Origin of the sequence: Burkholderia sp. AU45251 (assembly GCF_030482905.1) — a bacterium.
Lineage (GTDB): Bacteria > Pseudomonadota > Gammaproteobacteria > Burkholderiales > Burkholderiaceae > Burkholderia > Burkholderia aenigmatica.
On sequence record NZ_JAUJQH010000039.1, the window covers coordinates 1 to 26,652 of the forward strand.

General features: G+C 63.6%; 30 protein-coding genes. 7 read left to right on the forward strand and 23 right to left on the reverse strand.

Annotation, left to right across the window (positions count from 1 at the left end):
* Positions 1-123 precede the first annotated feature (123 nt).
* Positions 124-294, reverse strand: coding sequence for a hypothetical protein (locus tag QZM67_RS37190; RefSeq protein WP_301811055.1), 171 nt, complete (start codon positions 292-294; stop codon positions 124-126).
* A gap of 524 nt (positions 295-818) precedes the next feature.
* On the opposite strand from QZM67_RS37190, the gene QZM67_RS37195 reads away from it, so the two are divergent.
* A complete protein-coding gene (locus tag QZM67_RS37195; RefSeq protein WP_012204589.1) occupies positions 819-1,082 on the forward strand; it encodes a hypothetical protein in 264 nt (87 codons plus the stop codon).
* 147 nt (positions 1,083-1,229) lie between these two features.
* The gene (locus tag QZM67_RS37200) at positions 1,230-1,529 is read left to right on the forward strand and encodes a hypothetical protein (protein ID WP_003056213.1); all 300 of its coding nucleotides are present in this window, start codon (positions 1,230-1,232) and stop codon (positions 1,527-1,529) included.
* Positions 1,530-1,671: 142 nt separating this feature from the next.
* Here QZM67_RS37200 and QZM67_RS37205 read toward each other — a convergent pair whose 3' ends face one another.
* The 5 genes from QZM67_RS37205 to QZM67_RS37225 form a co-directional block, all read right to left on the reverse strand.
* Complete coding sequence (locus QZM67_RS37205; RefSeq protein WP_021027902.1) at positions 1,672-1,950, reverse strand: hypothetical protein; 279 nt, start codon at positions 1,948-1,950, stop codon at positions 1,672-1,674.
* Positions 1,951-2,013: 63 nt separating this feature from the next.
* Entirely contained in the window at positions 2,014-2,364 is a 351-nt protein-coding gene (locus QZM67_RS37210) for a DUF2958 domain-containing protein (protein WP_003056217.1), read from the reverse strand.
* A gap of 376 nt (positions 2,365-2,740) precedes the next feature.
* Positions 2,741-3,811 carry a hypothetical protein gene (locus QZM67_RS37215; RefSeq protein ID WP_003056219.1) on the reverse strand — a complete coding sequence of 357 codons (1,071 nt, stop codon included), beginning with the start codon at positions 3,809-3,811 and terminating at the stop codon, positions 2,741-2,743.
* A 45-nt stretch (positions 3,812-3,856) separates the two neighbouring features.
* Positions 3,857-6,112 (reverse strand): ThiF family adenylyltransferase, encoded by a 2,256-nt coding sequence (locus tag QZM67_RS37220; protein WP_011517546.1) that lies wholly within the window; start codon positions 6,110-6,112, stop codon positions 3,857-3,859.
* The gene (locus QZM67_RS37225) at positions 6,109-7,302 is read right to left on the reverse strand and encodes a hypothetical protein (RefSeq protein WP_003056221.1); all 1,194 of its coding nucleotides are present in this window, start codon (positions 7,300-7,302) and stop codon (positions 6,109-6,111) included. The genes QZM67_RS37220 and QZM67_RS37225 overlap by 4 nt, the downstream gene beginning before the upstream one ends.
* An 89-nt stretch (positions 7,303-7,391) precedes the next feature.
* Between QZM67_RS37225 and QZM67_RS37230 the strand changes: the two genes are divergently transcribed.
* Positions 7,392-8,294, forward strand: a complete 903-nt coding sequence (locus QZM67_RS37230) for a WYL domain-containing protein (protein WP_003056222.1) — start codon at positions 7,392-7,394, stop codon at positions 8,292-8,294.
* A 6-nt stretch (positions 8,295-8,300) separates the two neighbouring features.
* A complete protein-coding gene (locus QZM67_RS37235) occupies positions 8,301-9,089 on the forward strand; it encodes a hypothetical protein (protein ID WP_003056223.1) in 789 nt (262 codons plus the stop codon).
* Positions 9,090-9,134: 45 nt separating this feature from the next.
* Here the strand turns inward: QZM67_RS37235 and QZM67_RS37240 are convergent, their stop codons facing one another.
* The 4 genes from QZM67_RS37240 to QZM67_RS37255 form a co-directional block, all read right to left on the reverse strand.
* Entirely contained in the window at positions 9,135-10,271 is a 1,137-nt protein-coding gene (locus tag QZM67_RS37240; RefSeq protein ID WP_003056224.1) for a YhcG family protein, read from the reverse strand.
* Positions 10,268-11,467: a site-specific integrase gene (locus QZM67_RS37245; protein ID WP_003056225.1), complete on the reverse strand. Its 1,200-nt coding sequence runs from the start codon at positions 11,465-11,467 to the stop codon at positions 10,268-10,270. Before QZM67_RS37245 ends, QZM67_RS37240 begins: the two co-directional genes overlap by 4 nt.
* A 235-nt stretch (positions 11,468-11,702) precedes the next feature.
* Positions 11,703-12,518, reverse strand: coding sequence for a MetQ/NlpA family ABC transporter substrate-binding protein (locus tag QZM67_RS37250; RefSeq protein WP_175026190.1), 816 nt, complete (start codon positions 12,516-12,518; stop codon positions 11,703-11,705).
* Between the two features lie 204 nt (positions 12,519-12,722).
* On the reverse strand, positions 12,723-14,327 hold the full coding sequence (locus tag QZM67_RS37255; protein WP_301811030.1) for a methyl-accepting chemotaxis protein: 1,605 nt from the start codon (positions 14,325-14,327) through the stop codon (positions 12,723-12,725).
* Between QZM67_RS37255 and QZM67_RS37260 the strand changes: the two genes are divergently transcribed.
* Together QZM67_RS37260 and QZM67_RS37265 are read left to right on the forward strand one after the other, a co-directional pair.
* Positions 14,302-14,511, forward strand: coding sequence for a hypothetical protein (locus QZM67_RS37260; protein WP_301811031.1), 210 nt, complete (start codon positions 14,302-14,304; stop codon positions 14,509-14,511). The two genes, QZM67_RS37255 and QZM67_RS37260, sit on opposite strands and share 26 nt — an antisense overlap.
* 52 nt (positions 14,512-14,563) lie before the next feature.
* On the forward strand, positions 14,564-14,854 hold the full coding sequence (locus tag QZM67_RS37265; protein ID WP_301811034.1) for a YciI family protein: 291 nt from the start codon (positions 14,564-14,566) through the stop codon (positions 14,852-14,854).
* 140 nt (positions 14,855-14,994) lie between these two features.
* Here the strand turns inward: QZM67_RS37265 and QZM67_RS37270 are convergent, their stop codons facing one another.
* From QZM67_RS37270 to QZM67_RS37290, 5 genes are read right to left on the reverse strand one after another with little or no spacing between them, the layout of a single operon-like run.
* Positions 14,995-15,612 carry an SCO family protein gene (locus QZM67_RS37270; protein WP_043187233.1) on the reverse strand — a complete coding sequence of 206 codons (618 nt, stop codon included), beginning with the start codon at positions 15,610-15,612 and terminating at the stop codon, positions 14,995-14,997.
* A gap of 18 nt (positions 15,613-15,630) precedes the next feature.
* Positions 15,631-16,533, reverse strand: coding sequence for a heme o synthase (gene cyoE / locus QZM67_RS37275; protein ID WP_011353269.1), 903 nt, complete (start codon positions 16,531-16,533; stop codon positions 15,631-15,633).
* Positions 16,534-16,541: 8 nt separating this feature from the next.
* Entirely contained in the window at positions 16,542-17,654 is a 1,113-nt protein-coding gene (locus QZM67_RS37280) for a heme A synthase (RefSeq protein ID WP_175015871.1), read from the reverse strand.
* Positions 17,655-17,678: 24 nt separating this feature from the next.
* Positions 17,679-18,305 (reverse strand): cytochrome C oxidase subunit I, encoded by a 627-nt coding sequence (locus tag QZM67_RS37285; protein WP_175026187.1) that lies wholly within the window; start codon positions 18,303-18,305, stop codon positions 17,679-17,681.
* A gap of 60 nt (positions 18,306-18,365) precedes the next feature.
* The gene (locus QZM67_RS37290) at positions 18,366-19,076 is read right to left on the reverse strand and encodes an SURF1 family protein (protein WP_235996292.1); all 711 of its coding nucleotides are present in this window, start codon (positions 19,074-19,076) and stop codon (positions 18,366-18,368) included.
* Between the two features lie 84 nt (positions 19,077-19,160).
* Here QZM67_RS37290 and QZM67_RS37295 point away from each other — a divergent pair, with 84 nt between their 5' ends.
* Positions 19,161-19,370, forward strand: coding sequence for a twin transmembrane helix small protein (locus QZM67_RS37295; RefSeq protein WP_043187227.1), 210 nt, complete (start codon positions 19,161-19,163; stop codon positions 19,368-19,370).
* A 172-nt stretch (positions 19,371-19,542) separates the two neighbouring features.
* On the opposite strand, the gene QZM67_RS37300 is transcribed toward QZM67_RS37295, so the two are convergent.
* The 8 genes from QZM67_RS37300 to QZM67_RS37335 all read right to left on the reverse strand — a co-directional run bounded on the left by QZM67_RS37300 (position 19,543) and on the right by QZM67_RS37335 (position 26,598).
* Positions 19,543-20,400, reverse strand: a complete 858-nt coding sequence (locus QZM67_RS37300) for a cytochrome c oxidase subunit 3 (RefSeq protein WP_011353274.1) — start codon at positions 20,398-20,400, stop codon at positions 19,543-19,545.
* A 138-nt stretch (positions 20,401-20,538) separates the two neighbouring features.
* A complete protein-coding gene (locus QZM67_RS37305) occupies positions 20,539-20,739 on the reverse strand; it encodes a DUF2970 domain-containing protein (RefSeq protein ID WP_021163748.1) in 201 nt (66 codons plus the stop codon).
* 16 nt (positions 20,740-20,755) lie between these two features.
* Entirely contained in the window at positions 20,756-21,364 is a 609-nt protein-coding gene (locus tag QZM67_RS37310; protein WP_043187224.1) for a cytochrome c oxidase assembly protein, read from the reverse strand.
* Positions 21,365-21,399: 35 nt separating this feature from the next.
* On the reverse strand, positions 21,400-21,540 hold the full coding sequence (locus QZM67_RS37315; RefSeq protein WP_043187223.1) for a cytochrome oxidase small assembly protein: 141 nt from the start codon (positions 21,538-21,540) through the stop codon (positions 21,400-21,402).
* Positions 21,541-21,610: 70 nt separating this feature from the next.
* The gene (gene ctaD / locus QZM67_RS37320) at positions 21,611-23,218 is read right to left on the reverse strand and encodes a cytochrome c oxidase subunit I (RefSeq protein WP_031401318.1); all 1,608 of its coding nucleotides are present in this window, start codon (positions 23,216-23,218) and stop codon (positions 21,611-21,613) included.
* 43 nt (positions 23,219-23,261) lie between these two features.
* Positions 23,262-24,857 carry a cytochrome c oxidase subunit II gene (gene coxB, locus QZM67_RS37325; RefSeq protein WP_043187220.1) on the reverse strand — a complete coding sequence of 532 codons (1,596 nt, stop codon included), beginning with the start codon at positions 24,855-24,857 and terminating at the stop codon, positions 23,262-23,264.
* A 55-nt stretch (positions 24,858-24,912) separates the two neighbouring features.
* On the reverse strand, positions 24,913-25,437 hold the full coding sequence (locus QZM67_RS37330) for a DUF2244 domain-containing protein (RefSeq protein ID WP_046544359.1): 525 nt from the start codon (positions 25,435-25,437) through the stop codon (positions 24,913-24,915).
* Between the two features lie 195 nt (positions 25,438-25,632).
* A complete protein-coding gene (locus QZM67_RS37335; RefSeq protein WP_175026184.1) occupies positions 25,633-26,598 on the reverse strand; it encodes a methyltransferase domain-containing protein in 966 nt (321 codons plus the stop codon).
* Positions 26,599-26,652: the final 54 nt, after the last annotated feature.

A 26,652-nucleotide genomic window follows, 5' to 3' on the forward strand; every position in this document is an offset into this window, starting at 1 on the left:
GCCACACCAGAGCATTGACGAGCCATTCTGAAACGACAACGGGAGCTTCATCGCTCCCGTTTTACTTCGTCCCTCGAACATCATTTATGTTGCTCATTGCCCCATCGATTTACGTGCTCACGCTCACTCGGTCAGCACGGCGGCGGTGGGGATGTAGCTGTACCGCTCGGAACGGCTTTCATGGGGGGCATCCGCGAAGATGGACGGGGCCACGCGGCGGATCTGGTCATCGGACAGCGGGGAGTCGCTGCGCAATGCGGGGGAATGGGAAGCGAAGCGGGATGCGAGTTGCATGGTCTTTCTCCTGAACAAAAAGGCTGTTGAAGAAAACCGCACACCGGATTCCAAGATTCGAAGCCCAGCCTTTCGGCTGTTCGGTGCGGTCGGCGCGAGGAACCCGGTTGGCCCTGTTGCCACCGTCTTTCCTGAGTTCATCGCCCGCGACGAAAGGGAGCGCGCGGACGGGGGCCGTCAAGGAAACAAGCGCAGGGTGGGGCGGCCCGCAGGCGCAGCCGAGGACACGGCCCTGCGCGCCTTGACGGCACACGGCCGCGGGCTACAGTCGCGGACAAGGTGATGAAGTCAGGGAAGAGGACTGGACATGGCAACGGCCATCCCACAAGCCGACCGCACGGCAAGCGAAGCGCGCAGGCTCGAAGCTGGAAGCCGGGCCGGAGGCGTCAGCCGAACGGAGTGAGGGAACGATCGAAGCCCGAAGGGGGCGAGACGCCGCAGGCGGCTCGATGCGCTAGCACGAGAGCGCGACCGGCCATCTCCCAGGTGGCCGGGGACGCCCACATGACTTCAATGAAATCCCCGTGGACAGCTACCCACCCAGCCATCGGCAAAATGGCAATGGCATGGACATACGAGCCCTACAAGACGATGAACTGATGGCCCAGGCCCGAGACTGGCGGCAACGGGCACTGCGCGGCGAGAAGGACGCACGCGGCCTCGCGCACGAACTGGAATGCGAAGTGCGCCGGCGCTTCCCCAGGAACAATGCGCCCCATGCACTGCCGCCGATCCAATTGCTCGGCGCCGTGCCGCAAACACCCCAGCGGCGCTGGAAGCCCTGGTAAGCACCGGCTCAAAGGCAGCCCGCCCGCATGACTGCGCCACGGCCGATCGGCGCTGATCCCGAAATCCCCCCGAAATAGCGCGAATTTCGAGTGGCCCGGTCACGGGCCAATGCCTACCGTGGAATCTCCACCTTCTGGAGAACCACCATGAGCGATCCCATGCAACCCGGAACGCCTGCGCCTGGAGCAGAAGGGCCTGGCATCTTTCTGCCGACCCTCATCTGGACCACCGACCGCAAGACGGTAGGCAACGAGATGCAGCGCCTGCTGGGACGGCGCGCACAGCTCAACGTCCTGCTGTCCGCCTCCGAAGAAACGGACGACGGCACCACCTGGTACGCAATGGCCCAGGCCACGCTGAACCAGCTGGACTGCGATATCGAACGTCTCTTCGAGTGGCTGGGCGACTACGAACCCGACACACCCACGCCCGAAGTGCCATCGTAATGTCCGGCATGAAGGGAGCGATCCGGCACCAGCCGGTTCGCTGCGCGAGAGGGGCGCCAAGCCTGCGCGGCGGGGATAGCCCGCAGGGCTTTCCCCTGGAGGCAAGCGCAGCGCGTAGCGCCCCGCCAGGGGCGCGAAGGCATCAGGCCGGGTCGTCGGGGCGCAGGCTGGCTTCCGACACCGGCATCCACGGCGATGACGAGTCCAGCAGGTAGCGCGCACCGCGCGCGTACAGGCCCGAAAGTCCGCTGGGACGATAAAACCCGGTGACGCGGCACCGGAACTGTGCGCCAAACCCGTTGGTATAGATCACCGCGTCGCCGAGCGCAAAGCGCAAGGGCTGGCCGTTCTCCGGTGGGAACGGCTTGAACGCATCATGCTCTGCCGTGATTTCGAGGATGTAGTCGTGGTGGCTGCTCATGGCCTTGACCTCCTGAAATGATTGAGAACGCTCAGGAGCGCCTTGCGGCGCCCCAGAACCAGGTCAGACAACGACACGCCCCGCCAGCCGCGCATCGCGCGCATAGGCGCTCAGCCGCTTCTCGGCACGAAAGTGCAGATCCCGCTCTACCGGCAAGCCCAGCCGCCCGCGCACGGTCGCCAGTTCGGAAAGACTGACCCAGCCGATTTCCGGCATCCCTAGGCCCAGGTCGCAAAGACCGAAGGCGTGATCGTGGTCATCGGGATCAATCTCGGTCAGCAGCCAGGTCGCGCCGGCATCCGGCGTGAACAGCTTGACCACTGGGGCCGGATCGAAGTCCGGGTTCTCCAAGGATTCGCGGCCGTTGGCCAGCAGCACGATGCGCTGCTCGTCCGTGATGAATGCGTGGTTCATGGTGAACTCCTGTAAGGTTACCGGGCGGAATTGCCCAGCCCTTGCAGGGCACGGCGCAGCGCAAGCAGTCAAAGATCGAAGACGGCCGCCAGGCCGCAAGCGCCGAAGGTGCGCAGTCATTGACGGCGAGCACGCCGTGGCACGATGAAGGGAACAGCAAGCCGCCACACCTCACCACGCAGCCACCCCGGTATTGACAAGCGTAGCGCGCAGGTCCGAAGCGTCAGTCCAGATCAGAGCGTCCGGGCTTGAAGCCGGATGACTGCGATTCGGCACGAAGCTCGGGGCGCAGCCCATGAGCCCGACGAAGGAACGTCGGGATGCAGGCCAAGTTGTCAGCAGGCAGTTGAAAAGTGGTGCTGGCCTTCAGGCGCTGTCAATTTTCTTGATCTTCCGGATACGCCGCCTGGGGAATCGGCACCCAGCCATCGCGGGTGATGCCTGCCCCGATGCGTATGTTCTGGCTTTCAGTTGCCGCCCAGTGCCCACCCCGGTGCAATACGGCGCGAATCACCGACTTCCGCGGATGATCCTCATCCGCCTTGGCAGAACTGCATATGGCATTCCAATGGTGCTTGTCCGGCATACTGTTCAACCGTGGGCCGAGCAGTTGATCCAAGACTTCGGTCGAAACGTTGTGTCGCCCGCCGTGATGGGGCACTTGGAAATACCGAATACCTGGCAGCGCGAGTCCCACGAAAGGTGCGTAGTCGATCACCTCCTGCAGTGCTTCACGCCCGGCATCGCCAGTAAGCATGACGCGATGACCGTTCAAGACAGCCGACTGCACCACACTCATTTCATTCTCACGACTGGTCGGCTCAGGCGGGAAATATTCCTCGCCCCACAGGGACTTGATGTAGGCGGTCGCGGCCTTCACTGCCCGGAATATGCTGCTCAGCGCGCTATCAAAAGCACTTTCTTCGACAGCTTCCGGTGTCTTCGCGGAGTCCACGATCAGGTCCAAGTAGCGCCCCAGGGTAGGTGCCATGACCGCGAACGGACCGATGCTCTGCCCCTGAAGGGGGGCATGGATTGGAATTCCCTTCTCCACCGCAATATCCTCAAGAATTGCCGTGGCATCGTAGATTGAGCGCAACTTCCGTCGCAGGGCTTCAACCGATTCATAGGTCTCAAAGCGATCGATCAACTGGTCCGCGTATATCCACGGCCGGTTGATCCAAAGATTCCTGACCGTGCATTGCTCCAGGACTTTTCGTAGTCCGTTGGCGTGATCGCGATCTGGGTGCGTGAGGATCACATGGTCGATGACTGTTGTTCCATAGTACGTCTTCAGATGCTCGACTATCTGATCACCCGTATCCAGATACCCACCGTCAACAACGTGCACGCCCTCGGTGCCATTCACCGAGTAGCGCAGCGTGATCGCGTCCCCGCTTTTCGCTGTTTCGACGCCAAGAAAGTCGATCTCGAAGTAGTCAGCCATACATCCCTCTTGTTTTATGCCAACAAAGTGCCGGTGGCTTTGCACCTACCAGCGATCCACCGCACACGTGAGTCCTGTCGGAGTCCATACCAACGACACGGCCGGAAGGCCGCCAGCATCCTCGGCGATGCCGCGCAATGTATTTCGGTCGATACCCGAATGTGCGCCGCCTTTCGGGTGGCTGTGCCACGTTCCTATAAAGGCGAGATACCCCAAAGAGGCCGCGTTTGCGGCGCGCAAATTTTGAACAAGCCCGTTGGTTCCGAGGACGAAGCGGGCGGCCTCTCGAACACTGTCAGGCGGTGCCTCAACAAGGCCTGCAATGGTGATGGTTCGATTTTCAAACGAGATGCGGCCGATCAAGGCGCCGCCTGTTTCCAGAGCACCCCAGCGCAGCGCATCAGCATGGATTGCTTGCGCAACTGGGGACAGGACCCGAATGTTCCAGCCACCATCGTCTGCGACTTCAAGCGCAGTGGTCGGGCCAAGGCTGGCGCGGGTCCATGCCATTCCAAGGCCTTCGGCATCTGAGATTCCGGCGCAAAGCGTCGCTTCCTTCGGAAGCCCATCAACGAGCCATCGTTCCAGTTGCAGGCCGGCCAGTGACGTCGACCGCGAAACAACGGCGTCAGACATAGGCATCGTCAGCGAATGACAGTTGTCACCCACGAAAATCCGAGTCGGCTCAGACGTCTCGCCGGCAATCGACGCACGCAGTTCCGGTGCAAACCGGCAGCACTCGAACAAGAACGCCGTGAGGTCGTCAACTCGGCCGGCACGGCCAGCTCCTTCGAGCAATACCGCCACACAGCGCCCCTGACCATACATCGCGATCCGTGCCAATCGGGCTGGGGATTGATCCAACGCTGCCGATTGTGTTTCTGCAGCCAGCACCTGAAGTGACGCCGTCGCATCCACGATGAGGGCCGCATCCTGCGGAACGGTTGCCGCAAACTGTTCCGGATCGACCAAAAGAGTCACTGCGTCGGTGTCGAACGCTCGCGATTGAAGATGCGACAGCGATTCAAAGGCTGTCTTCATCAGCGCCGACTTCCGAGGCGGAACCAGAACTGATGCCCGCTCAATGAGTGCATGCCGCGCGGCGTTGTGAGGCGACATGGGTTCGTTGTCGACGAAAGTCATCGAACCAAAGCCCGCTCGCCCCAGTTGCATCGCGACTTTCGATCCCACGCTTCCGCAGCCGAGCACGACCAGCGGCTGTGATGTGGCTGCGTATGGAATGCCGGACGTCCTTGCCAGCAGTTCAGGAGACAACGCATGCGCGTGAAAGGCCGGGTGAACCGTGGCGTTACGCTCCAGGAGCGATTGAGCGTTGAGTTCATAGCGCACCACATAGGGCAATACCTCGACACTCCTCCCTGGCGAGCCCACAAGCGACGCTGGCCTTTGCACAGCCAGAATCACAATCGCGTACAAACCATGCACCCAGCCATGCGAGTCCTGTCGCATATCCAGGATTGAGCGTCCGAAATAACCGTCCACTTCCTGGGCCAAAGCGTCGCGATCAATACCAAGCTCCGCTGCTCGATCGAGCAGCGTCGCGAGATCGACAACTGTCTCTGGTTGATAGCGTCCGATCACATGCGGGAGGCCGTCGGTCATCGGAGCGCGCGCGATGAAGGCCGCGGCATGGCCGTTCCCCCATTTGCCCAGCTTGTCGTTGTGAACATCCTGATAAAACACAGGATCGACTTGTGCGGTCAGTTCGGCGTTGATGATGGCGTACAGACCGCCATCGATCGTCACGTAGCCTGCGGGAACCACCAGAATCGTGCCGTCAGCGGGAGCGGCGGCCGCGACCTTCTCGGCACTGAATACAACGGTCGAAGGACAGCTGTCTCGGCGCGTTGGTTCCCACCCCTGCTCCAGGTCCAGGAGTGTTCCGGCCGCGGCCTTGTGCAGCCAGTCGATCAACTGATCGACAACGGCGTCCAGGCCAAACCGATGCAGCAGCTCGTTCAACGACCCTTCGAATAGGCACGGCGAGACTAACTCGCCTTGGCGATGGGGGTTGATGTGCGGCAAGTTGAGCGGGAAGTCCGCACGTAAGAAGGGCTCGGGTGCAGACAGGGGCCAGTCACTACCGAATACCAGCACGCACGTCTCGACGGTGCGCACTCCGGTCTCAGAGATACCATTGCGCCGAGACCTGTTCGGCAGTTGGACCGCAACATCGACTTCAATCTCCGTCGATGCACCAGTTGTCCTTGGCTCGCCAACGCGGATAAGGCCTCGATGCCGCTGAAGTTGATGCAGTGCGTCTGCGATGGTGCCCGTCATGATGCTCCGTGCGGCATGGGGGTGCGCGCAGAGGTCACCACGGCAGCGGCCTTCGATCCGGACTCCTTCTTCGAGGGAGGTTGCACACCCTGAGCGGTTACGGTGAAAACGAGCGGTTCCACGGACTTTTCGCTGGGGTACTCGCCTGTGCAGTAGAACTCGCCTTTTGCTTCGTCCACGATCGTCACGTACTCACGCTTCGCACGGATGCAGGGCGGATCGCTGTCATCATCTGCAATCGGCTTGCAGCTGGCGACGATGACGGCGCCGTCACGGGTCTGCGAAAGCGCCTTGCGAGCATCAGCATCGAGCTTGGCTTTTTCACGGTAGTCGGACCAGCTGTCATAGGACAGCGAATGCCAGGAACAATGATGAGGCGCCTGCATGATGTCGTACTCAAGCACATCTGCTTCAGCCTTGTGGCGTTGCCACTGGCGGTTCCAGATGAACACCTCAGCATCGCCACCAGTAAGGAATTTCGCACCATCCGGCGTCTGCGCGTCAGCCGCCAACGTGATGTTCAGAATAACGCTGGACTGGTTCTTGACCAGGCACTCTTCCTCTTCCTCGTCATCCTGGGCGTCCAGTGGAGCCAAAAGAAACGCAGAAAAGAATGCGGAACTCTTGCCATTGATCGTTGAAAAGCGCGTGTCCACCTTCCGCACAATCGAAGTGAGATCATCGGTTTTTCCGTCGATGTCCTCGCCCATGATCTGAATGCGGTCACCGTTCCCGACGGCGAAATTCTTGTCACGGTTCAGTTGCACGCGCCGACGCGCCTCCGTGTTGAATGCCTTGGCGTCGTCGCTCAAGGTGTGCGTCTTGCTGGCGCGTCGAAACACGATCGGGGACGACCACATCTCGCGGATCACGATTTTCTTGTCCTTGTCGTCCTTCTTGTCGTCCGGGTACTTGTCGAGTGGCCCTAGGTAGAAGTGTCGCTTCAACCCTCGGCAATGGTCTTGATCCGGGTGGCTCAGCAGGAACGCATCGACATACGGCCTGCCGTTCTCATCCTTCTTCAGTCGTTCGCGCAAATCCTTGGCGACATCGCGCGCCTCCCCGTCAGGGTCGTCGGCGTCTTGCCTGATGTTTACGTCGATCAGCAGAGTCGTCGCGTCGAGATCGCCGAACTTGATGAGGGTCATGTCCCCGTTGTCGACGGGAAAAAACGTGATGGTTGTAGGCACTGGGGTCTCCGGGTAGACGACCGAAGGATGATCGCGTATAGTTAATGTACGACGATTTTTTATATCCGTCTACTTTTTAGGCGTGACTGATGCAAAAACCTTCCGTTCCTGCCGCCGAACCTGCTGAGCCTAAGGGGCTAAGTTGGGGGCTGGAGAGCAGACTTCAATTCATCGATTTCCGTCTGCGCTGGGAGCGGCGCATCAACCGGATGGATCTCACCGAGCACTTTGGTATTTCGGTCCCGCAGGCATCGCTGGACATTTCCAAGTACATGGAGTTGGCGCCGAGCAACCTGACTTACGACCGCAGCTCCAAGACCTACACGGCAGCGCAGAGTTTTCACCCGCTTTACCAACGAAGCTCGGCGCAACGCTATCTAGCAGAACTGCTAGCGACAAAGATGGGAATTGTCGAGCCGACGGCCAGCTTCATCGGCTCCGCGCCGGAGACAGATTGGGCCCCGTCCCCTTGGCGCACGATCAATGAGCAGACCGTCGAAGCAGTGGTGCGCGCAATCCGCCAGCAGGAATCCATTCTGGTGAGCTACCAGTCCATGACGTCGTTGGATGAATCGGTTCGCTTGCTGTCTCCCCACGCCCTTGGCAATGACGGTTTTCGCTGGCACATGCGCGCGTTTTGCCACAAGCGCCAGCGCTTCAGCGATTTCGTCCTTGCTCGAATCCTGCGCATCGATGGCTTCGAGGCGACCCAAGTGGACTCCAACCAAGATTCGCATTGGCAAACTGTATTGACGCTGGTACTTGCACCGCATCCCGATTTGCCTGCAGCCAAGAAACGAGTCTTAGAGTTGGACTACGGCATGGAAGATGGAGAGGTCAAACTTCCATGCCGCCAAGCGTTTCTGTACTACACGCTGAGACGTTTGGGTTTGCATACCAAGGAAGCACCAGACCCCCTCGCACAGCAGATCACGCTAAAAAACCGCGATGAAATCCAACCCTATATCGACGCCTTGGCGGCACAGGCCTGACTTCACATGACAACAATTTTTGAACTGGTCAAAGACCCCTACGAGCGCAAGGCACGTGTTATCCCTGGCCTTCTTGTGGCCTTACCCGTGCTGGTGCCGCTGTTGTGCGTCTACGGGGCTCGGCACCCTGTGCTTACAGGTGTGATCGGCCTGCTGGGCGGCTGCGGCGCTATCTATGCACTCGCGAGCGTAGCGCGCGGACGTGGTAAAAAACTTGAAGAGATGCTGGTCTCAAAATGGGGTGGCATGCCCACGACCATCGCACTACGCCACCGCGACAAGTTCCTTGATGGTGTCAGCAAGCAGCGTTATCACACGGCGATCACTGCCAAGTTGGGTATCGCCATGCCAACGGCAGAAGAAGAATCAGCAAACCCAGACAAGGCAGACGACATCTACATCGGTGCCACTAAGCGGCTTCGCGAACTCACGCGTTCCAACAAGCAGCTCTTGCTGAAAGAGAACATCGCCTATGGATTTCATCGCAACATGCTGGCGATGAAGCCTGTCGGTATCCTGTCGTGCCTCATGGGCGTCGTCTACGGATTGTTGATTGCAAAGATTTTGCAGGTAGCACCTCTCCAATTTGACTTGGTGCACCTTGCCGATCCAGGGCTTGCCGCAGGCTTGACATTGCTCATTTCGCTGGCGCTACTTGCCGCATGGCTACTGTATTTCGATCAGGACGCAGTAAGGCGGATGGGATTCGTCTATGCGGAACGTTTGTTTGAATGTTTGCCGTCGTTGCCTTCTTCCTCCTCACGGAAGAAAGCCGTAAAACCGACTACAGACTGAGGTTCTGCCCAATCTCCAAACAGGCGTATAGCTCCGCAGGTGTGTCTACCGCTTCCACGTCTTGGGACGAATCGTTCCGCGAGACTCCAGCAAGAGCCGCGTGCTTTCCAGTTCCTTTTGCAGCACATCGGTATCCGGCAGAACCATCCGGTAGTTCGCCGCCATGACCTTGGTGGGTAAGCCCTCCAGCGCATACCGCGCCAGGGCGAGCCCCTTGTCGGCACAAAGAATCAGCCCCACCGGCGGGTTCTCCTCGGGATAGGCCCAGTGTTCCTTGGCATAGTTGCAGTACATGTGCATCTGGCCCACGTCCGCATGCGTCAGACTCCCCAGCTTCAGGTCGATGATGACCAGGCAGCGTAACTTGCGATGGAACAGCAGCAAGTCCACCCGATACCAGGTCTGGTCGATGCGCAAGCGCCGCTGCCGTCCAATGAAGGTGAACCCTTCACCCAATTCGAGCAGGAAGTCTTCCAGCCGCCGGATCAAGGCGGCCTCCAGATCGGACTCCGAATACTCGTCCTTGAGGTCGAGGAACTCCAGCACATAGGGGTCTTTGATGGCATCGCCGGGCGCGACGGCATCTTCGGGCTTGGCCACCGCGCCCTTGGCCAGCATCGCCGCCTTGTTTTTCGACAGCGCCGTGCGCTCGTAGAACTGGCTGCCGATCTGCCGATCCAACTGGCGCACGCTCCAGCCGCCGCGCAAGGCCTCGGCTTCATAGAACTGGCGCGCATGCTCGTCCTTGACCGACAACAGCCGCACATAGGCCGACCACGGCAGCGTGAAGACCTGCGCCAGCTCGTCCAGCCGCCAAGGCCGCACTGGCTCCGGGGAAGATTCGCCAGACACTGTCTGGCGAATTGGCCGGGTCAGAAAAAACGACCGCATCTGCTGCAGGTTCTGACGGCTGAAGCCACGGCCGAACTGCTGGGTGAGGTCGCTTGCCAGCCGCTCGATCAACTGCTCGCCATAACCCGCGCGCCGCTTGCCCTGTTGCTCGGCCTCCACGATGCGGCGGCCAATCTCCCAGTAGCTGGCCGTCATCAGCGCATTGACGCTGCGCGCTGCCGTCTGGCGCGCGGCATCGAGCAGATCCACGATGCCGCCGTGGATGCCGGCGTAGCCGGCAGGCACGGCGGCGGGTGCGACTCCCGCCATCGCAGGCGCCTTCTTGGTCATGCAGCCACCTCCGCAGGCCGCTGCGCCTCGGTGATCGTCTTGCGCCGGTTCGCCACCAGCTCGGCCGCCTTGCGCACCGGATCGTCCTCGGTGTGGACGTAGCGCATGAACATCGCCACGGTCTTGTGCGCCGTCAGCGCCATGCCGACCTTGACCGGGATGCCCGAGTTGGCAATGTCGGTCGCGGAGCGGTGGCGGATGCCATGCGTGCCGACGTGCGTGGCGCCCGCCGCCTTGAGGGCGCGGCTCCAGCCGCCGTAATACTCGCCCGTGGTCAGGTGCTTGCCGGGATGGCTTGGAGACGGCAGCACATAGGGAGTGCCTTCCTGCCGTGGCGCCGTCGAGAGCAGTCGATAGGCTTCCTCGCTCATGGGCTTGGACATGCCGCCCGTCTTGCTGTCCGGCCAGACCACGCGGCGGTTGTCCAGGTCCACCCAATCCCATCGGAGCGTCACGATTTCGGAGCGGCGGCCGGCGAACTCGAATTGAAGGCGGATCGCCAGCGGGATGACGTAGTTCTCCAGACCCTCGGCTTCGATGTGCTCCAGTCGCCGAAACAGCTTGCCCATGTCCTCGTCGCTGATGAGGTGGGTGGCCTTGCCGTTGGGGTACATCGGGACGTGGCGGCAGGGGTTGGTGCCGTCAGGCCGGTGGCCCCACACCTCGGCCAGGTTGAACATCTTGCGCATCACGCTGAAAGCACGGTTGGCCTCGGCCGGCTTGTGCGCCATCTTCTTCATCGCCGTGGCCACGTCCGGGCGCTTCACGTCCTGGACCTTCAAACGGCCCAGCATCGGAACGATGCAGCGGTCGATGACGGCCTGATACCCGCGCTGGGTGCTGGGCTTGTTGCGCTGCTTGGAGTAATCCTCCATGAACTTGGTACACAGCTCCTTGACCGTGGGGGCTGAACGGGCGGCGGCCTTGGCCGCGCTGGGGTCGCCGCCCCGGCGCACCTCGGCCAGCCATTCCTGGGCCAGCGAGCGGGCCTGCTCGACGGTCAGTTCCCCGTACAGGCCCAGGGCGGGCTTGCGCCGCTCGCCAGCGTTCGTGCGGTACTGGAGCATGAACACCTTGCGGCCCGCTGGTGTAACCTTGCACAGGAAGCCGGGCACCAGCGTGTCCCGGAGTTCGACGGCCTGCGCCTGGGGTTGTGCCGCATCGACTGCGGACTTGGTGAGCTTGAGTTTTGCCACGATGACTCCTCGGAAAGACCCGATTCCCAAGAGCCATGTAGGGGCCATCAGAGGGGAAGCCGGGTCAGGTTTCGGAAAGCACCGGCATATGTTGGACTCGCCTAAGTTATTGATAAACCTGCTGTATCGGGCTTCGGCGTAGTCCAGCAAAGTTCGGTGCTGGAGTCATGGTGAAATGAAAAAGGGCCTGCGATGCAGGCCCTTTTCGTTCAGCGGGACGACCGGTGTGCGGCGTTCAGAACGACGCGACCATCGAGCCCTTGAACTGCTTCTTGATGAATTCCTTCACTTCCGGCGACTGGTACGCCTTGACCAGCTTCTTCACCCACGGCTGGTCCTTGTCCTTCGCGCGCACGGCGATCACGTTCGCGTACGGGCTCGTCAGCGATTCGAGCGCGATTGCGTCCTTGGTCGGCTGCAGGTTCGCGGCGAGCGCGTAGTTCGTGTTGACCACGGCCGCGTCGACGTCCGACAGCACGCGCGGCAGTTGCGCGGCGTCGAGTTCGGAGATCTTCAGCTTCTTCGGGTTGTCGGCGATGTCGAGCACCGTCGCGTTGTTACCGCCCGTACCGGCGCCCGCCTTCAGCTTGATCAGGCCCTGCGTCTGCAGCAGCAGCAGCGCACGGTTCTCGTTCGACGGATCGTTCGGCACCGCGATCTTCGCGCCTTGCGGCAGGTCCTTCAGCGCCTTGAACTTCTTCGAGTACACGCCCATCGGCGAGATGTAGGTCAGGCCCGCGGTGACCAGCTTGTAGCCGCGCTGCTTCACCTGGCTGTCGAGGTAGGGCTGGTGCTGGAAGCTGTTCGCGTCGAGGTCGCCCGCGTCGAGCGCCGCGTTCGGCTGCACATAGTCGTTGAACTCGACGACCTTCACGTTCAGGCCTTCCTTCTCCTTCGCAACCTTCTGCACGAGCTGCCACACTTCCGAATCCGGGCCGGCGACCGTGCCGACCTTGATCACCTTGTCTTCGGCGTGCGCGCCTGCCGACAGCGTCAGCGCTGCGCCGGTGGCCAGCACGGAAAATACCTTCAGGAGACTGCGACGCTTCATCTGTTTCTCGCTTTCTTGCTTGACTGAAATGGGGCGCGATACGGGTATGCCCCGACTCGCTGGAAGGGGCAAATGGTGTCACAGGATCGGCGGGAAGTGAAATACATCCCGCTCATATGGGTATGCACCGCAGCGGTGCTGGCGGAGGTTACGCGACTCGGCCGTTAGTTGCGTTCATGCGAATCGCGCGTCAGCCTGGGGGCGTCACACCACCGCCGCCTGACCGGCCACCTTCGTATCGAATGCAGGTTCGCCCACCTGCCCGCCAACCCGGAATGCGCCGACCGCGTCGCGCAGCCGCGCGGCCTGTTCCTGCAGCGACGCGGCGGCGGCGGCGGCCTCCTCGACGAGCGCCGCGTTCTGCTGCGTCACCTGGTCCATCTGCGTGACCGCGCGCCCGACCTGCGTGATGCCGCTCGCCTGCTCCTCGGACGCAGCCGCGATCTCGCCCATGATGTCGGTCACGCGCGCGACGGCCTGCAGGATCTCGCCCATCGTCGTGCCGGCCTGGCCGACCAGCGTCGACCCGTTGCGCACGCGCTCGACCGAGTCGACGATCAGCTCGCGGATCTCCTTCGACGCCGTCGCGCTGCGCTGCGCGAGCGAGCGCACTTCGCCCGCGACCACCGCGAAGCCGCGGCCCTGCTCGCCCGCGCGGGCGGCTTCAACTGCAGCGTTCAGCGCGAGGATGTTGGTCTGGAACGCGATGCCTTCGATCACGCCGATGATGTCGGCGATCTTGCGCGAGCTGTCGTCGATCTGGCCCATTGTGCCGATCACGCGGTTCACGACGTCGCTCCCCGTGCGCGCGATCTCCGATGCGCTGTTCGCCAGCCCGCTCGCCTGCCGCGCGTTGTCGGCGTTCTGCTTCACCGTCGCGGTCAGCTGCTCCATGCTCGCGGCGGTTTCTTCCAGCGACGCGGCCTGCTCCTCGGTGCGCTGCGACAGGTCGTCGTTGCCGGCCGAGATCTGGCGGCTCGCCGACGCGATCGATCCAGCCGACTGGCGAATCCCGCCGATCGTCGCCTGCAGCCGTGCCTGCATGTCGTGCATCGTGGCCATCATGCTCGTGCGGTCGCCCGCACGCACCGGCACCGGCTGCGTCAGGTCGCCCTGCGCGATGCGTGCCGCGAGCGCGGCCGCTTCGTCCGGCTCGCCGCCGAGGCTGCTGCGCACGTTGCGGATGATCACCAGCATCGCCGCGCTGATCACGAAGCCGATCACGAACACGACCGCGAGGTGGCCGAGCAGCGTCCGGTAGTAGATGGTGTCGATGTCCTTCAGGAAGACGCCGCTCGAGATGTTCCAGTCCCACGGCGCGAAGCGCGTGACGTAGCTGATCTTCGGCACGGCGGTCTCGCTGTGCGGCAGGCGCCCGCGGTACTCGGCGAAGCCACTGCCGGTTTCCTTCGCCGCGTTCAGGATCGTGACGAACAGCGGCTTGCCGTCCGGGTCGAGATAATCGCCGACCTGCGTGCCGACCAGCTTCGGCAGCGTCGGATGCATCAGCACGACCGGCTTCGAGTCCATCACGAACACGTAGCCCGAATCGCCGTAGCGCATCGCGGCGAGGCTCGCGAGCGCGTCGCGCTTCGCGTCGGCCTCAGGCAGCGTGCCGCTCTGCGCGAGTGCGTGATACGCCTTCACGATGCCGGCCGCCGAGTCGACGAGATTCGCGATGCCTGCCTTGCGTTCGGCCAGCATCGTCGCGCGCGTCTCGTACGCGCTCCATGCGCCGACGCCCAGGAGACCGATCCATACCAGCGCAAGCGCGAGCCACAGCTTGCGGTTCAAACTCATTCTGCTCATCTGCGTGCCTTTGTCGATGTCGATGCGCACGCTGCGCGCGAACGGCCTGCCGCGCGCAAACGCTTGCCCTTTTATTTACGGCATCGAGGCTTACAACTTGAATACGCGCAGGCGCCGCGAACCGACGATCGGCACGCCCCTACACCCCGACCGCCGGCGCGACAGCCCGCATCCGCTGTGCTAAAAAGACCGGCTAGCCGGCACACGAAGAGCCGGCACCATTCCGGGGGCCATCCATGTACGTCATCGATATTCACTACACCGCATCGCTCGAACGCATCGACGATGCGCTCGAACGCCATCGCGCCTTTCTGCAGCCGCAGTTCGACAAGGGCATCTTCATCGCGGCCGGGCCGAAGGTGCCGCGCGAAGGCGGCGTGATCCTCGCGGCCCGCATCGATCGCGACGAGCTGGACGCGATCCTGAACACGGATCCGTTCGTCACCGAAGGGATCGCCACGTATCGCGTGACGGAATTCCGGATCACGCGCGCCGCATCCGGCTTCAACGTGCCCGCGCTGCCGTAACGCGACGCCTGCGCGATGCGCGCGCAGGCCGACACGCCGCCTGACGGGCGGCGCATGCAAACAACGAGGAAAGAGGAAAAGCGTGACGGCGCGTGGCGGCCGTCACGTGATCGCCGGGCCGGGCGCCCGGCGGCTGCCGGTCAGTCGACCAGCAGCTTCAGGTCGTGGACCCACGGGCCGGGGCCCTGGCCGTCGCGCACGAACAGGCGCAGCTTGCCGTCGCGGTCGAACACGTAGCTCGCGGCGGTGTGATCCATCGTGTAGCTGCCGGGCGTCTTGCCGGGCACCTTCGCGTAGTACACGCGGAAATCCTTCGTGACCTTCTTCAGCGCCGCTTCGTCGGCCGGCCGCAGGCCGATGAACGACGGATCGAACGCGGGCACGTACTGGCCGAGCAGCGCCGGCGTGTCACGCTCCGGGTCGACGGTGACGAACAGCACCTGCACGCGCTTCGCGGCATCCGGCCCCAGCTGCTTCAACGCTTCGGACAGCTCGGCCATCGTCGTCGGACACACGTCCGGGCAGTGCGTGTAGCCGAAGAACATCACGACCGCCTTGCCCTTGAAGTCGGCAAGCGTACGCACCTTGCCGGCCGTATCGGGCAGCGAGAAGTCGCTGCCGAACTGCGTGTTGCCGGTGATGTCGAGATTCTGGAATTTCGGCGCGTTGTCGCATCCGGCGAGCAGCAGCGCTGCCGTGAATGCACACGCGAGCATCCAGCCTTGGCGCGCGCGGCGCCCGAACCGTGATTGGAGCATTGCGTTCAAACCGTGCGGTTACACGCCGAGCAGCGGGCGTGCATAGTGATCGACGAGCAGCGCGGCGAACAGCAGCGACAGGTAGACGATCGAGTAGCGGAAGGCCTTGCGGGCGAGTTCATCCGAATAATCGCGATGGATCTTCCACGCATACGCGAGGAACACCGCGCCGAGCAGCACCGCGCTCGTCAGGTAGACGGCCCCGCTCATCCCGGAGATGAACGGCATCAGCGTGACCGCGAACAGGATCACCGTGTACAGCAGGATGTGCAGCCGCGTGAACTTCTCGCCGTGCGTGACGGGCAGCATCGGCAGCCCCGCATTCTCGTAATCCTTGCGGCGATAGAGTGCGAGCACCCAGAAATGCGGCGGCGTCCACACGAAGATGATCAGCACGAGGATCCACGCGTCGCCCGGCACCGCGCCGGTGACCGCGGCCCAGCCGAGCGCCGGCGGCATCGCACCCGACGCGCCGCCGATCACGATGTTCTGCGGCGTCATCGGCTTGAGCAGCAGCGTGTAGATCACTGCGTAGCCGACGAAGGTGGCGATCGTCAGCCACATCGTCAGCGGGTTCGTGAACGTATAGAGCGTCCATGCGCCGACGCTGCCGAGCACGGCCGAGAAAATCAGGATCTGCGGCGTCGTGATCTCGCCGCGCGCGGACGGGCGCCACGCGGTACGACGCATCATCGCGTCGATCTTCTGTTCGACGAGGCAGTTGATTGCGAACGCGGCGCCGGCCAGCAGCCAGATGCCGACCGTGCCGCCGATCAGCACATGCCACGGCACCATGCCCGGCGTCGCGAGGAACATGCCGATCACCGCGCAGAACACCGCGAGCTGCGTGACACGCGGCTTCGTCAGCGCCATGTACTGCGAAAACCGGCTACCGGGCGATTGGGAAAGGGTGCTTTGCATGGGGGCGGTCACGCCGGGGCGGCGTCGCGCGCAGGCTGCGCGACACGGCCGGGGCGGCTTGAAAGGATGCGAAAGTTTAACATGACGACGAGCAGCAGCAGGATCGCGGCCCCGCCGTTGTGCGCGACGGCGACCGGCAGCGGCCACTGCAGCACGATGTTGGTCAGGCCCGTCACGAACTGCAGCAGGACGACCAGCAGCACGCCGTTCGCGGGCCGCCGCAGCGACTCGAAACGGCGCATCTTCAGCGCGAACGCGACCAGGTACGCGACCACGACGAACGCGAACGTGCGGTGCGTCCAGTGGATCGCGACCAGCGCGTCCTGCGTGATCGCCTCGCCGTCCTTCGTCATCCCGAGCGCGCGCCACAGGTGGAAGCCGTGCTGGAAGTCCATCGGCGGGATCCACTGGCCGTTGCAGGTCGGGAAGTCGGTGCACGCGAGCACCGCGTAGTTGGTGCTCACCCAGCCGCCGAGCGCGATCTGCACGACCAGCAGCACGAGCGCCGCGAGCGCGGCCGCGCGATAGCGGCCGGCTTCGGGGTCATACGACGGCAGCGGCGTCTGCCGCGCCGCGAGCCAGCCGAGCGTGCCGAGCAGCGTGAGGCCGAGCAGCAGGTGGATCGTGACGATCACCGGCTGCAGCTTCATCGTGACCGTCCACGCGCCGAACGCGCCCTGCACGAGGATCAGCAGCAGCAGGCTCGTCGGCCACCACGGCGACACGTGCAGCGGGCGGCGGCGCAGCCGCGCGGTCCACGCGATCACGACCTGCGCGATGATCAGCACGCCGATCGCCATCGCGAAATAGCGGTGGATCATCTCGATCCACGCCTTCGACATGCTGACGGGGCCCGTCGGCATCGCCTGGTGCGCGGCCGTGATCGCGGCGTGTGCGATGAACGGCGACGACGTGCCGTAGCAGCCGGGCCAGTCCGGGCAGCCGAGCCCCGAATCGGTCAGCCGCGTGAAGCCGCCGAACATCACCAGGTCGAGCGTCAGGAAGGTGGTGATCCACACCAGCTTGCGAAACTTGTTGTCGTCGGCCTTCACCCACACGTACGACAGCGGCAGCAGCGCGATGCAGAAGCCGATCAGGCCGAGTTGCAGTAGATACGACATCGGTTCATTGCCTCTCGTATTGCCTTAGCCGATGCTCGACCACTTCAGCAGCTTCGTCACGTCCGACTTGATCTTGCTGGGGTTCGGATCCTTCGGGAAGCGCATCATCAGGTTGCCGTTCGGGTCGACCATGTAGATGTGGTCGCTGTCCTTCGTGCCCGCGTCGGCCGGCAGCCACGCGGCTACCGCGGCCGGGTCGGCGATGAGCCGGCGCGTGTCCGGGTACGCATCCAGCACCTTCTGCGGCATTGCGCCCGCATCGCTGCGCAGCCACACCATCGTGAGCCGGTGCCGCTCGCCCGCCTGCGTGACGCGGATCTGGCGCATGAAATAGAGCTTCTCCGCGCATGCCTTGTCGCACGCACTGCTGTCGGTCATCACGAACAGCCACACGCCGCGCAGCGACGACAGCGGCACGGTCTTGCCGGTTTCGTCGGTCACCTGCAGATCGGCGGGGATCGGGCGCTGCGGCTCGATCAGCGTGCCGTAGTTGGTCGAGCCGCCCTTCGGCTTGATCACGTAATAGGTGAAGTACGACGCGATCATCGGTGCGGCGCACACGAGACCCAGCAGCACGAGCATCCAGCGGCCGCGCTTGCGGGCCGCCGGCGAGATCGGCGCAGCGGCCGGACCCTGACGGGAAGATTGCATGGACAAATCAGACCTCTCGAAACGAACCCGCGGCGTCCTCGCCGCGTCCGGGCATCGCATTCACGCGTCGGACGACTTCTTCGCCGCGCGTCGCGCCGCGTACAAGCCGAAACCGAGCGCGGCCGCCGCCATGCCCCACCACTGAAACATGTAACCGTAATTGCGCTCGACGCCGGTCGTCGCCGCCGGCCAGTCGCGCACGAGCTTGTCGCCGTCGTCGCTCGTCTGCTGGATCACGAACGGCTGCAGCGGCAGCCCCGTTTCCTTCGCATACGCGGCGACGTCCAGGTTCTGCCGGATCTTCTGGTGCGCCGCCGACCCGCCTTCGCCGAGCTCGAACGCACGCGACGCGTCGGCGCGCGCGATGCCCACGACCTCGACGTCGCCCGCGGGCGTCGCGAACGGCTCGATCGCCGTGCGATCGGAGATATTGCGCGGCAGCCAGCCGCGGTTCACGAGCACGACGCCGCCGCCCGTGAGTTTAAACGGCATCACGACGTAAAAACCCGGCTGGTCGTTATACGGCCGATTGTCGAGGAACACGGCCTGCTCGGGCAGGAAACGGCCCGTCGCCCGCACGCGATGGAACTCGATCGACGCGAGCGGCATCGGCTGCGCGCCGACTTCGACGGGCGCCGCCTGCTCGTAGCGCTCGATGCTCGCCTGCAGCGCTTCCTTCTGGTGCGCGCGGTCGCGCTGCCAGAAACCGAGACGGATCGTGATCGCGACGACGACGAGAATCAGCAGCGCAGGCAGCCAGCGGATCTTCATCATGCGGCCCGCCCGGCACCTGCCCGAAAGCGAAGTGCGATAATTATCCTCTTCCTTTCGAATTGCCGTCGTCCGGTTCGTGTCATGCACATACTCGTTCCCATCGCCTTCGTCCTCATCATTGCCAGCATGGGCTCGGCGCTCTACTTCATGATGCACGACCGCGGCCACACGAAACGCATGGTCTGGTCGCTCGCCACCCGCGTCGGGCTGTCGGTGTCGCTGTTCCTGCTCATCCTGATCGCGAACGGGATGGGCTGGATCCATTCGACCGGCCTGCCGATCGGGCGTTGATCCGTTTGCCGCTGCGGCCGCTGTGACATTTCGCCGCACGGTCGCGCCACCAAGCAAAAGCGCCGCCTGACTGAGTCGCGGCGGCGCCAGGGTGGTGAAGGCCGGCAGCCGGGCTGCCCGGCCGACCCCAATGAAAACGGCCCGCGCATTGCTGCGCGGGCCGTTGTTCCATTTACAGCCAGTAGACGACGACGTACAGGCCGAGCCAGACGACGTCGACGAAGTGCCAGTACCACGCGGCGCCTTCGAATGCGAAGTGGTGATCGGGCTTGAAGTGGCCGCGGATCATCCGCACCAGCACCACCGCGAGCATCGTGCCGCCGAGGAACACGTGGAAACCGTGGAAGCCCGTCAGCAGGAAGAACGTCGAACCGTACACACCCGAGTTCAGCGTCAGGTTCAGTTCGTTGTACGCGTGGTAGTACTCGAAGCCCTGCAGGAACAGGAAGCAGATACCGAACGCGAGCGTCGCGGCCAGCCAGGCGATCGCCTTCTTGCGATGATCGTCACGCAGCGCGTGGTGCGAGATCGTCAGCGTCACGCCCGACGACAGCAGGAATGCCGTGTTCAGCGTCGGGATCGGCCACGGGCCCATCGTCTTGAAGTGACCGGCGAGCGCGGCGGGGCCTTCGTTCGGCCACACGGCGGAGAAATCCGGCCAGATCAGCTTGTAGTCGAGGCTGCCGAGCTGGTGCAGCGCGATTTCACGTGCATAGAACAGCGCGCCGAAGAACGCGCCGAAGAACATGACTTCCGAGAAGATGAACCAGCTCATGCTCCAGCGGTACGACTTGTCGACGTTCTTGCCGTAGTGACCGCCTTCGGATTCGGCGATCGCGTCGCCGAACCAGTGATACAGCGTAAAGAGCAACCAAAGCAGGCCGAGCAGCGCCGTAAACGGCGCCCAGTCGTGACCGTTGATCCACAGCGCTGTCGATCCGAGCATGACCAGCAGGCCGATGGCCGCGCTGATCGGATGCTGCGACGGATGCGGCACGAAATAGTACGGGGTCTGGTTTTGACCGCTCATGCTTGATTCTCCACTTCAGTCCAATTTGTGTACCGGAAACCGCTCCGGCTTTATTTCTTGCGCGGCGTGACCACCACCGCTCCTTCCTGCACGCGGCGCCGTGGCGCCGCGCACTGCATTCTTTCGTGGCCGCGGGCTTCAGCCCACGACGGCACGCACGATCAGGATCAGCACGCCGATGAACACACCGGCTGCCAACAACGCGACGATCAGCACGTGCAGCGGATTCAGCTGCGTCGCGTCGGCCTCCAGGTCGCGCCGCTTGCGCACCCCGAAGAACGACCACAGCACCGCTTTCAGCGCCTGACCGAACGACCCACCCCGCTTGACCTCCGTCATCGCCCCGCCTCCGTCGTCATGCGTCCGGCTTCGCCGCGCCCTGCGCCGCGGTCTTGCCCGGCGCCGGCGCCGGCGTGGCCGGCGTATTCAGCTCGAAGAACGTGTACGACAGCGTGATCGTCTTCACATCCTTCGGCAGTTTCGGATCGATCACGAACACCACCGGCATCTTGCGCGACTCGTTCGCGGCCAGCGTCTGCTGCGTAAAGCAAAAGCACTCGATCTTCTTGAAGAACTCCGTCGCCTGTTTCGGCGCGTAGCTCGGAATCGCCTGGGCAACGACCGGCCTGCCCTGCCCGTTCGTCACGTCGTACACGATCGTCGTCAGTTCGCCCGGATGCACGTCGAGACTGTTGTGCTCCGGCTTGAATCCGAGCGGGCCGCGCGCGTTCGCATCGAACTCGACCGACACCGTGCGGCTGTAATCGACCTGCGAGTTCTTCACCTCGCGCTCGCTGACATCGCGCTGCACCAGGTTGTTGATGCCGGTGATCTGGCAGATCGCCCGGTACATCGGGATCAGCGCGAAGCCGAAACCGAACATCAGCCCGGCCACGACGAAGAGCTTCACCAGCATCGAACGATTGAACGCGCGATCGACGGCGCCCTCTTCCGGCTTCGACATACGACAACTTCCTCGCTACTGCGTCCGTTACTGCATCAGTGTGTGGACAGCCACCACTGCTTGATCACGACACCCATAAAAAAGACGGCGGCGATGACGAGCAGGATGAGGCCGAGCCGCTTGTTGCCCGCGCGAATCTGCTCGGGCGTTCGTCTTTCTTGTGGATTCCGGTTCATCTGACACTTCGGTTCGGCGCCCGCCGCGCCTGCCTGCAACGGCAGGCAGCGGCGGAGCGCACGGTGAAACTTATTCGACGTGCGGCGGTTGCTCGAACGTGTGGAAGGGAGCCGGGCTCGGCACCGTCCACTCGAGGCCCGTCGCGCCATCCCACGGCTTGTCCGACGCCTTTTCCAGCTCGCCGCCGCCACGGTAGGCCGGCAGCGCGACTGCGAACAGGAAGTACACCTGTGCGAGGCCGAAGCCGAATGCACCGATCGTCGCCACCTGGTTGAAGTCCGTGAACTGCGCCGGGTAGTCCGCATAGCGACGCGGCATGCCTGCGAGACCGACGAAGTGCATCGGGAAGAACGTCAGGTTGAAGAAGATCATCGACGCCCAGAAGTGGATCTTGCCGCGCGTCTCGTTGTACATCCAGCCCGTCCACTTCGGCGCCCAGTAGTACCAGCCCGAGAACAGCGCGAACAATGAGCCGGCCACCAGCACGTAGTGGAAGTGCGCCACCACGAAGTAGGTACCGTGATACTGGATGTCGAGCGGCGCCATCGCGAGCATCAGGCCCGTCAGACCGCCGAACGTGAACACGAACAGGAAGCCGATCGCGAACAGCATCGGGGTTTCGAACGTCATCGAGCCGCGCCACATCGTCGCGAGCCAGTTGAACACCTTCACGCCCGTCGGCACCGCGATCAGCATCGTCGCGTACATGAAGAACAGCTGGCCGGTGACCGGCATGCCCGTTGCGAACATGTGGTGCGCCCAGACCATGAACGACAGGATCGCGATCGAAGCCGTCGCGTACACCATCGAGCTATAGCCGAACAGCGTCTTGCGTGCGAACGCCGGGATCACCTGCGACACGATCCCGAACGCCGGCAGAATCATGATGTACACCTCGGGGTGGCCGAAGAACCAGAAGATGTGCTGGTACATCACCGGATCGCCGCCGCCTGCCGCGTTGAAGAACGACGTGCCGAAGTGGCGGTCGAACAGCACCATCGTGATCGCGCCTGCCAGAACCGGCATCACCGCGATCAGCAGGTAGGCCGTGATCAGCCACGTCCATGCGAACATCGGCATCTTCATCAGCGTCATGCCCGGTGCGCGCATGTTCAGGATCGTCACGACGATGTTGATCCCGCCCATGATCGACGACGCGCCCATGATGTGCACCGCGAAGATCGCGAAGTCCATGCCCGGGCCCATCTGCGTCGACAGCGGCGCGTAGAGCGTCCAGCCGGCAGCCGTCGCGCCACCCGGCGCGAAGAACGAACCGACCAGCAGCACGGCCGCGACCGGCAGCAGCCAGAAGCTGAAGTTGTTCATCCGCGCGAACGCCATGTCGGACGCGCCGATCTGCAGCGGAATCATCCAGTTCGCGAAGCCGACGAACGCCGGCATGATCGCGCCGAACACCATGATCAGGCCGTGCATCGTCGTGAGTTCGTTGAAGAACTCCGGACGCATGATCTGGAGGCCCGGCTCGAACAGCTCGGCCCGGATGGCGAGCGCCATCACGCCGCCCGACAGGAACATGATGAACGAGAACAACAGGTACAGCGTACCGATGTCCTTGTGGTTGGTGGCGAACAGCCAGCGCCGCCAGCCGTGCGGCATTTCGTGCGCGTGGTCGTCGTGCGCGTGGTCCGCGGCTACGTCGTGCCCGATGCTAGACATGAGAATCTCCTAATGCGAATACGTCGACTAACTCAGCGACACGTCAAGCCGCCGGGCCGATCTCGACACGCCGGGCTTCCTTCGCGTCCGCCCCGCCCGTGATCGTTTCCGGCTTTTTGAGAATAATGTGGTCTTCCGCCACGCCTGCTGCCTTCAGCGCGTCGCGCACGGCTTGTGCGCGATGCTTCGCCAGTTCGGCGTTCGCGTCGGCCGAGCCCGACTTGTCGGTAAAGCCCGACAGCGCGAGCTTCGCGTCCGGATGTGCCTTCGCATAGTCGGCCGCGGTGGCGATCGCCGCTTTCGCGTCGGCCGGCAGCACGCTCTTGCCCGTCTCGAAGTAGATCGTCGACAGGGCGGCCGAAGCCGCTGCGGCCGGCTGCTCTGCGCCCGACGCGGCTTGCGCCGGCGCCGAAGCTGCTTCGGCCGGTGCGGCTGCCGCTGCGCCCGCCGCGTCTTCCGGCATCTTGCCGTTACGCGCGTCGGCCACTTGCTTCGGCTGCAGCAGGTCGTTCTTGTGGTTGCCCCACGAATTGCGTTCGTACGTGATGACCGATGCAATGTCGAGATCCGACAGCGACGCCCACGACGGCATCGCGCCCTTGCCGTGCAGCACGCGCTCGACGTGGCCGGCGATCGGGCCGTTCACGATCGCGCTGCCGTCCATCGCCGGGAATGCGCCGAGACCCTTGCCGTTCACCTGGTGGCAGGCTGCGCAGTTCGCCTTGTAGACGTCCTCGCCGTGCGCGACGAGTTCAGCCATCGTGTAGACCTTGTTCGGATCGACTGCGGCGCTGGCCAGCTTGGCCTTCTGCGCGGTGACCCACTTCGCGTAGTCGTCTTCCGACAGGACTTCGACGACGACCGGCATGTACGCGTGTTCCTTGCCGCACAGCTCGGTACAGAAACCGCGGAACGTACCGACCTTGTCGGCCTTGAACCACGTGTCGCGCACGAAGCCGGGGATCGCATCCTGCTTCACGCCGAACGCGGGCACGTACCACGAGTGGACGACGTCGTTCGCGGTCGTGATGATGCGGATCTTCTTGTTGACCGGCACGACGAGCGGGTTGTCGACTTCCTGCAGGTAGGTGTCGGTGATCGGCTTCTTGCCCATCACTTCGTCACGCGGGGTGCTGAGCGTCGACAGGAAGCCGATGCCCTCGCCCGGGCCCTTCACGTAGTCGTAGCCCCACTTCCACTGGTAGCCGGTGACCTTGATCGTGAGATCGGCGTTCGTCGTGTCCTTCATTGCGACGACGGCCTTCGTCGCCGGCAGCGCCATCAGCACGACGATGACGAACGGCACGATCGTCCAGATGATCTCGACGGTCGTGCTTTCATGGAAATTGGCGGCCTTGTGGCCCTTGGATTTGCGGTGCGCGAAGATCGAATAGAACATCACGCCGAACACGCCGACGAAGATCACCGTACACAGGATCAGCATCATCGTGTGGAGATCGTAGAGCTCCTCGGCGATCTTCGTGACAGGCGGCTGAAAGTTGATCTCGTTGACGCGGGGGCCGCCCGGGCTATCACCGACCGCCAGGGCGGCACCGGCAAAGAGCAATCCGCTGCATGCCAGCACGCCCGTGAGGGCTCGCTTGATTGTTTTCATAGCATCCTTACCCAAAATTTCCATTCAAACCCTCCCCCGTCGCAAGCCGCCGGCCATATCCGCCGGTGCCCGCGCCTCGTCAGCCGCAGCGCCTGAGCGACACGCGCAGTTCGTCGGCGAACTGCGCGCGCTTGTACTGCGCGAGATGCTGCCCGATTACGACGGTCTGCCCGCGCGATACCAGCCGAATCGGATCGCGTGGCGTCGCACCCGGCTCGACCCGCACCCAGCGCGGGTTGAATTCGATCTGCGTGAGCCGCTCCGCATCCATCCGCTCGATCACGAGCCGGTGCGGATACAGCCTGATGCGTTCGTAATCGACCGCATGGCGAGCATAAATCGCAAATGCGACACCCACAGCCAGCAACTCGATTCCGGTGAAGGGCATGACGAGCCAAGCCCCCCGCCACATCAGCAATGTCGCGATCACCAGCGAGAAGCCCGCGAGCGACGCGTAAAACAGCACGAACTGGCGCGGCGACGCCGAACAATTGCGTTTCATGAGCCAGTCTTCGAGGACCGGCTCGCCGTTCGTCGTCTCCGCCAAAACCCTCGCTGCTTCCATCGCCGCCTCACGCGAATGGCATGCGATGCATGCCTGCATCGGACTCGTCGCCCCGTATTGCGGGGACCCCGGGACGACAAGCTGACGCATTATAGGCGGGTTCAATGGCATCCACAAGCAAGCGACTATCGGCCCGCGAGCCAAGCGCGACAAGCTTTTCGGCCATTTTAGGCGCCAATTCGACCCCGCTTTGCGCTGCTAATTTCAGACATAACAAAACCCCTCTTTACCGCTTTACCGATTCTTCGGACGCCCCTTTCCGATGTCTTCGATGCGCACGATCCCGTGCCCTTCGGCGGTCGTGCGCGGCACGGCCTTCCAGGCGTGGCCGTAGATCACTTCGAACGTCAGCGGAATCGTGCCGTCCGCGCGCCGGCGGGCCTCCAGCGCGTCGCCGAGCGCCGCGCGAAAGCGCCGCGTCGCGCGCTGCGGCGCCTCGCGGTCGAACGGATAGGCGCCCCAGCCGCGCACGTCGGCCAGCAGGGAATCGGAGGTTTTGTAGGTGACGGTCAGCACTTCCTGATCCATCACGGGAATCTCGAAGCCGCTCTCGACGAGCATGTCGCCGAGGTCGTGCATGTCGACGAAATCGATCACACGCGCGGCGGGCGGCGCCATGCCGAGCGCCGCTTCGGCGTCCGCGCAGGCCGCGCGCAGTTCGCGCAGGGTATCGGGGCCGAGCGTGCTGAACATCAGCAGCCCGTTGACGCGCAGCACGCGCTGCCATTCGGGCAGCACTGCGTCCGGGCGCGAATGCCAGTGGAGGGCGAGATTCGACCAGATCAGGTCGAACGCGCCGCCAGGGAACGGCAGCGCGGCGAAATCGGCCTGCGCGACGCGCGGGCCGCGCTGGCCCAGTGCTCGGCCGAGCGAGGCCGGCAGCCAGCGGCGCCAGCTCGTCTGCTCGACCTCGCGCTGCCCCGCTCGCGCGAGCATCGCGCCCGACAGGTCGACGCCGAATACGGGCGCCTCCGGAAAGCGCGCGCGCAGCGCCGGCAGGTCGTCGCCCGGGCCGCAGCCCGCGTCCAGCACGGCTGCGGGGCTCACCTTGATGTATTCGAGACGCTCGTTCATGCGCTGCGCGATCTCGCGCGGCAGGAACGCGACCGCATCGAACGTGGCGGCACGGCGGTCGAAAATCCGCCGCAGGCGCCTTGCGTCATTGGCCGGACGGCCGGTTGAAGTCGAAGCTGGGGACATGTCGGGCACACTGGCGAAGAGCCCGAAGTATACTCGCTCGCCCCGCAGGCTTCA

Coding starts and splice junctions, on each gene's coding strand:
- QZM67_RS37220 (WP_011517546.1), bottom strand. CDS start 6,112: ATGACGGGCACCATCGCAGACGCACTGCATCAACTTCAGCGGCATCGA.
- QZM67_RS37285 (WP_175026187.1), bottom strand. CDS start 18,305: ATGCAATCTTCCCGTCAGGGTCCGGCCGCTGCGCCGATCTCGCCGGCG.
- ctaD (WP_031401318.1), bottom strand. CDS start 23,218: ATGTCTAGCATCGGGCACGACGTAGCCGCGGACCACGCGCACGACGAC.
- QZM67_RS37305 (WP_021163748.1), bottom strand. CDS start 20,739: ATGACGGAGGTCAAGCGGGGTGGGTCGTTCGGTCAGGCGCTGAAAGCG.
- QZM67_RS37280 (WP_175015871.1), bottom strand. CDS start 17,654: ATGTCGTATCTACTGCAACTCGGCCTGATCGGCTTCTGCATCGCGCTG.
- QZM67_RS37265 (WP_301811034.1), top strand. CDS start 14,564: ATGTACGTCATCGATATTCACTACACCGCATCGCTCGAACGCATCGAC.
- QZM67_RS37190 (WP_301811055.1), bottom strand. CDS start 294: ATGCAACTCGCATCCCGCTTCGCTTCCCATTCCCCCGCATTGCGCAGC.
- QZM67_RS37295 (WP_043187227.1), top strand. CDS start 19,161: ATGCACATACTCGTTCCCATCGCCTTCGTCCTCATCATTGCCAGCATG.
- QZM67_RS37290 (WP_235996292.1), bottom strand. CDS start 19,076: ATGAAGATCCGCTGGCTGCCTGCGCTGCTGATTCTCGTCGTCGTCGCG.
- QZM67_RS37255 (WP_301811030.1), bottom strand. CDS start 14,327: ATGAGCAGAATGAGTTTGAACCGCAAGCTGTGGCTCGCGCTTGCGCTG.
- QZM67_RS37215 (WP_003056219.1), bottom strand. CDS start 3,811: ATGGCTGACTACTTCGAGATCGACTTTCTTGGCGTCGAAACAGCGAAA.
- cyoE (WP_011353269.1), bottom strand. CDS start 16,533: ATGCAAAGCACCCTTTCCCAATCGCCCGGTAGCCGGTTTTCGCAGTAC.
- QZM67_RS37270 (WP_043187233.1), bottom strand. CDS start 15,612: ATGCTCCAATCACGGTTCGGGCGCCGCGCGCGCCAAGGCTGGATGCTC.
- QZM67_RS37310 (WP_043187224.1), bottom strand. CDS start 21,364: ATGTCGAAGCCGGAAGAGGGCGCCGTCGATCGCGCGTTCAATCGTTCG.
- coxB (WP_043187220.1), bottom strand. CDS start 24,857: ATGGAAATTTTGGGTAAGGATGCTATGAAAACAATCAAGCGAGCCCTC.
- QZM67_RS37250 (WP_175026190.1), bottom strand. CDS start 12,518: ATGAAGCGTCGCAGTCTCCTGAAGGTATTTTCCGTGCTGGCCACCGGC.
- QZM67_RS37210 (WP_003056217.1), bottom strand. CDS start 2,364: ATGAACCACGCATTCATCACGGACGAGCAGCGCATCGTGCTGCTGGCC.
- QZM67_RS37230 (WP_003056222.1), top strand. CDS start 7,392: ATGCAAAAACCTTCCGTTCCTGCCGCCGAACCTGCTGAGCCTAAGGGG.
- QZM67_RS37300 (WP_011353274.1), bottom strand. CDS start 20,400: ATGAGCGGTCAAAACCAGACCCCGTACTATTTCGTGCCGCATCCGTCG.
- QZM67_RS37200 (WP_003056213.1), top strand. CDS start 1,230: ATGAGCGATCCCATGCAACCCGGAACGCCTGCGCCTGGAGCAGAAGGG.
- QZM67_RS37235 (WP_003056223.1), top strand. CDS start 8,301: ATGACAACAATTTTTGAACTGGTCAAAGACCCCTACGAGCGCAAGGCA.
- QZM67_RS37240 (WP_003056224.1), bottom strand. CDS start 10,271: ATGACCAAGAAGGCGCCTGCGATGGCGGGAGTCGCACCCGCCGCCGTG.
- QZM67_RS37330 (WP_046544359.1), bottom strand. CDS start 25,437: ATGCAGGCATGCATCGCATGCCATTCGCGTGAGGCGGCGATGGAAGCA.
- QZM67_RS37205 (WP_021027902.1), bottom strand. CDS start 1,950: ATGAGCAGCCACCACGACTACATCCTCGAAATCACGGCAGAGCATGAT.
- QZM67_RS37315 (WP_043187223.1), bottom strand. CDS start 21,540: ATGAACCGGAATCCACAAGAAAGACGAACGCCCGAGCAGATTCGCGCG.
- QZM67_RS37335 (WP_175026184.1), bottom strand. CDS start 26,598: ATGTCCCCAGCTTCGACTTCAACCGGCCGTCCGGCCAATGACGCAAGG.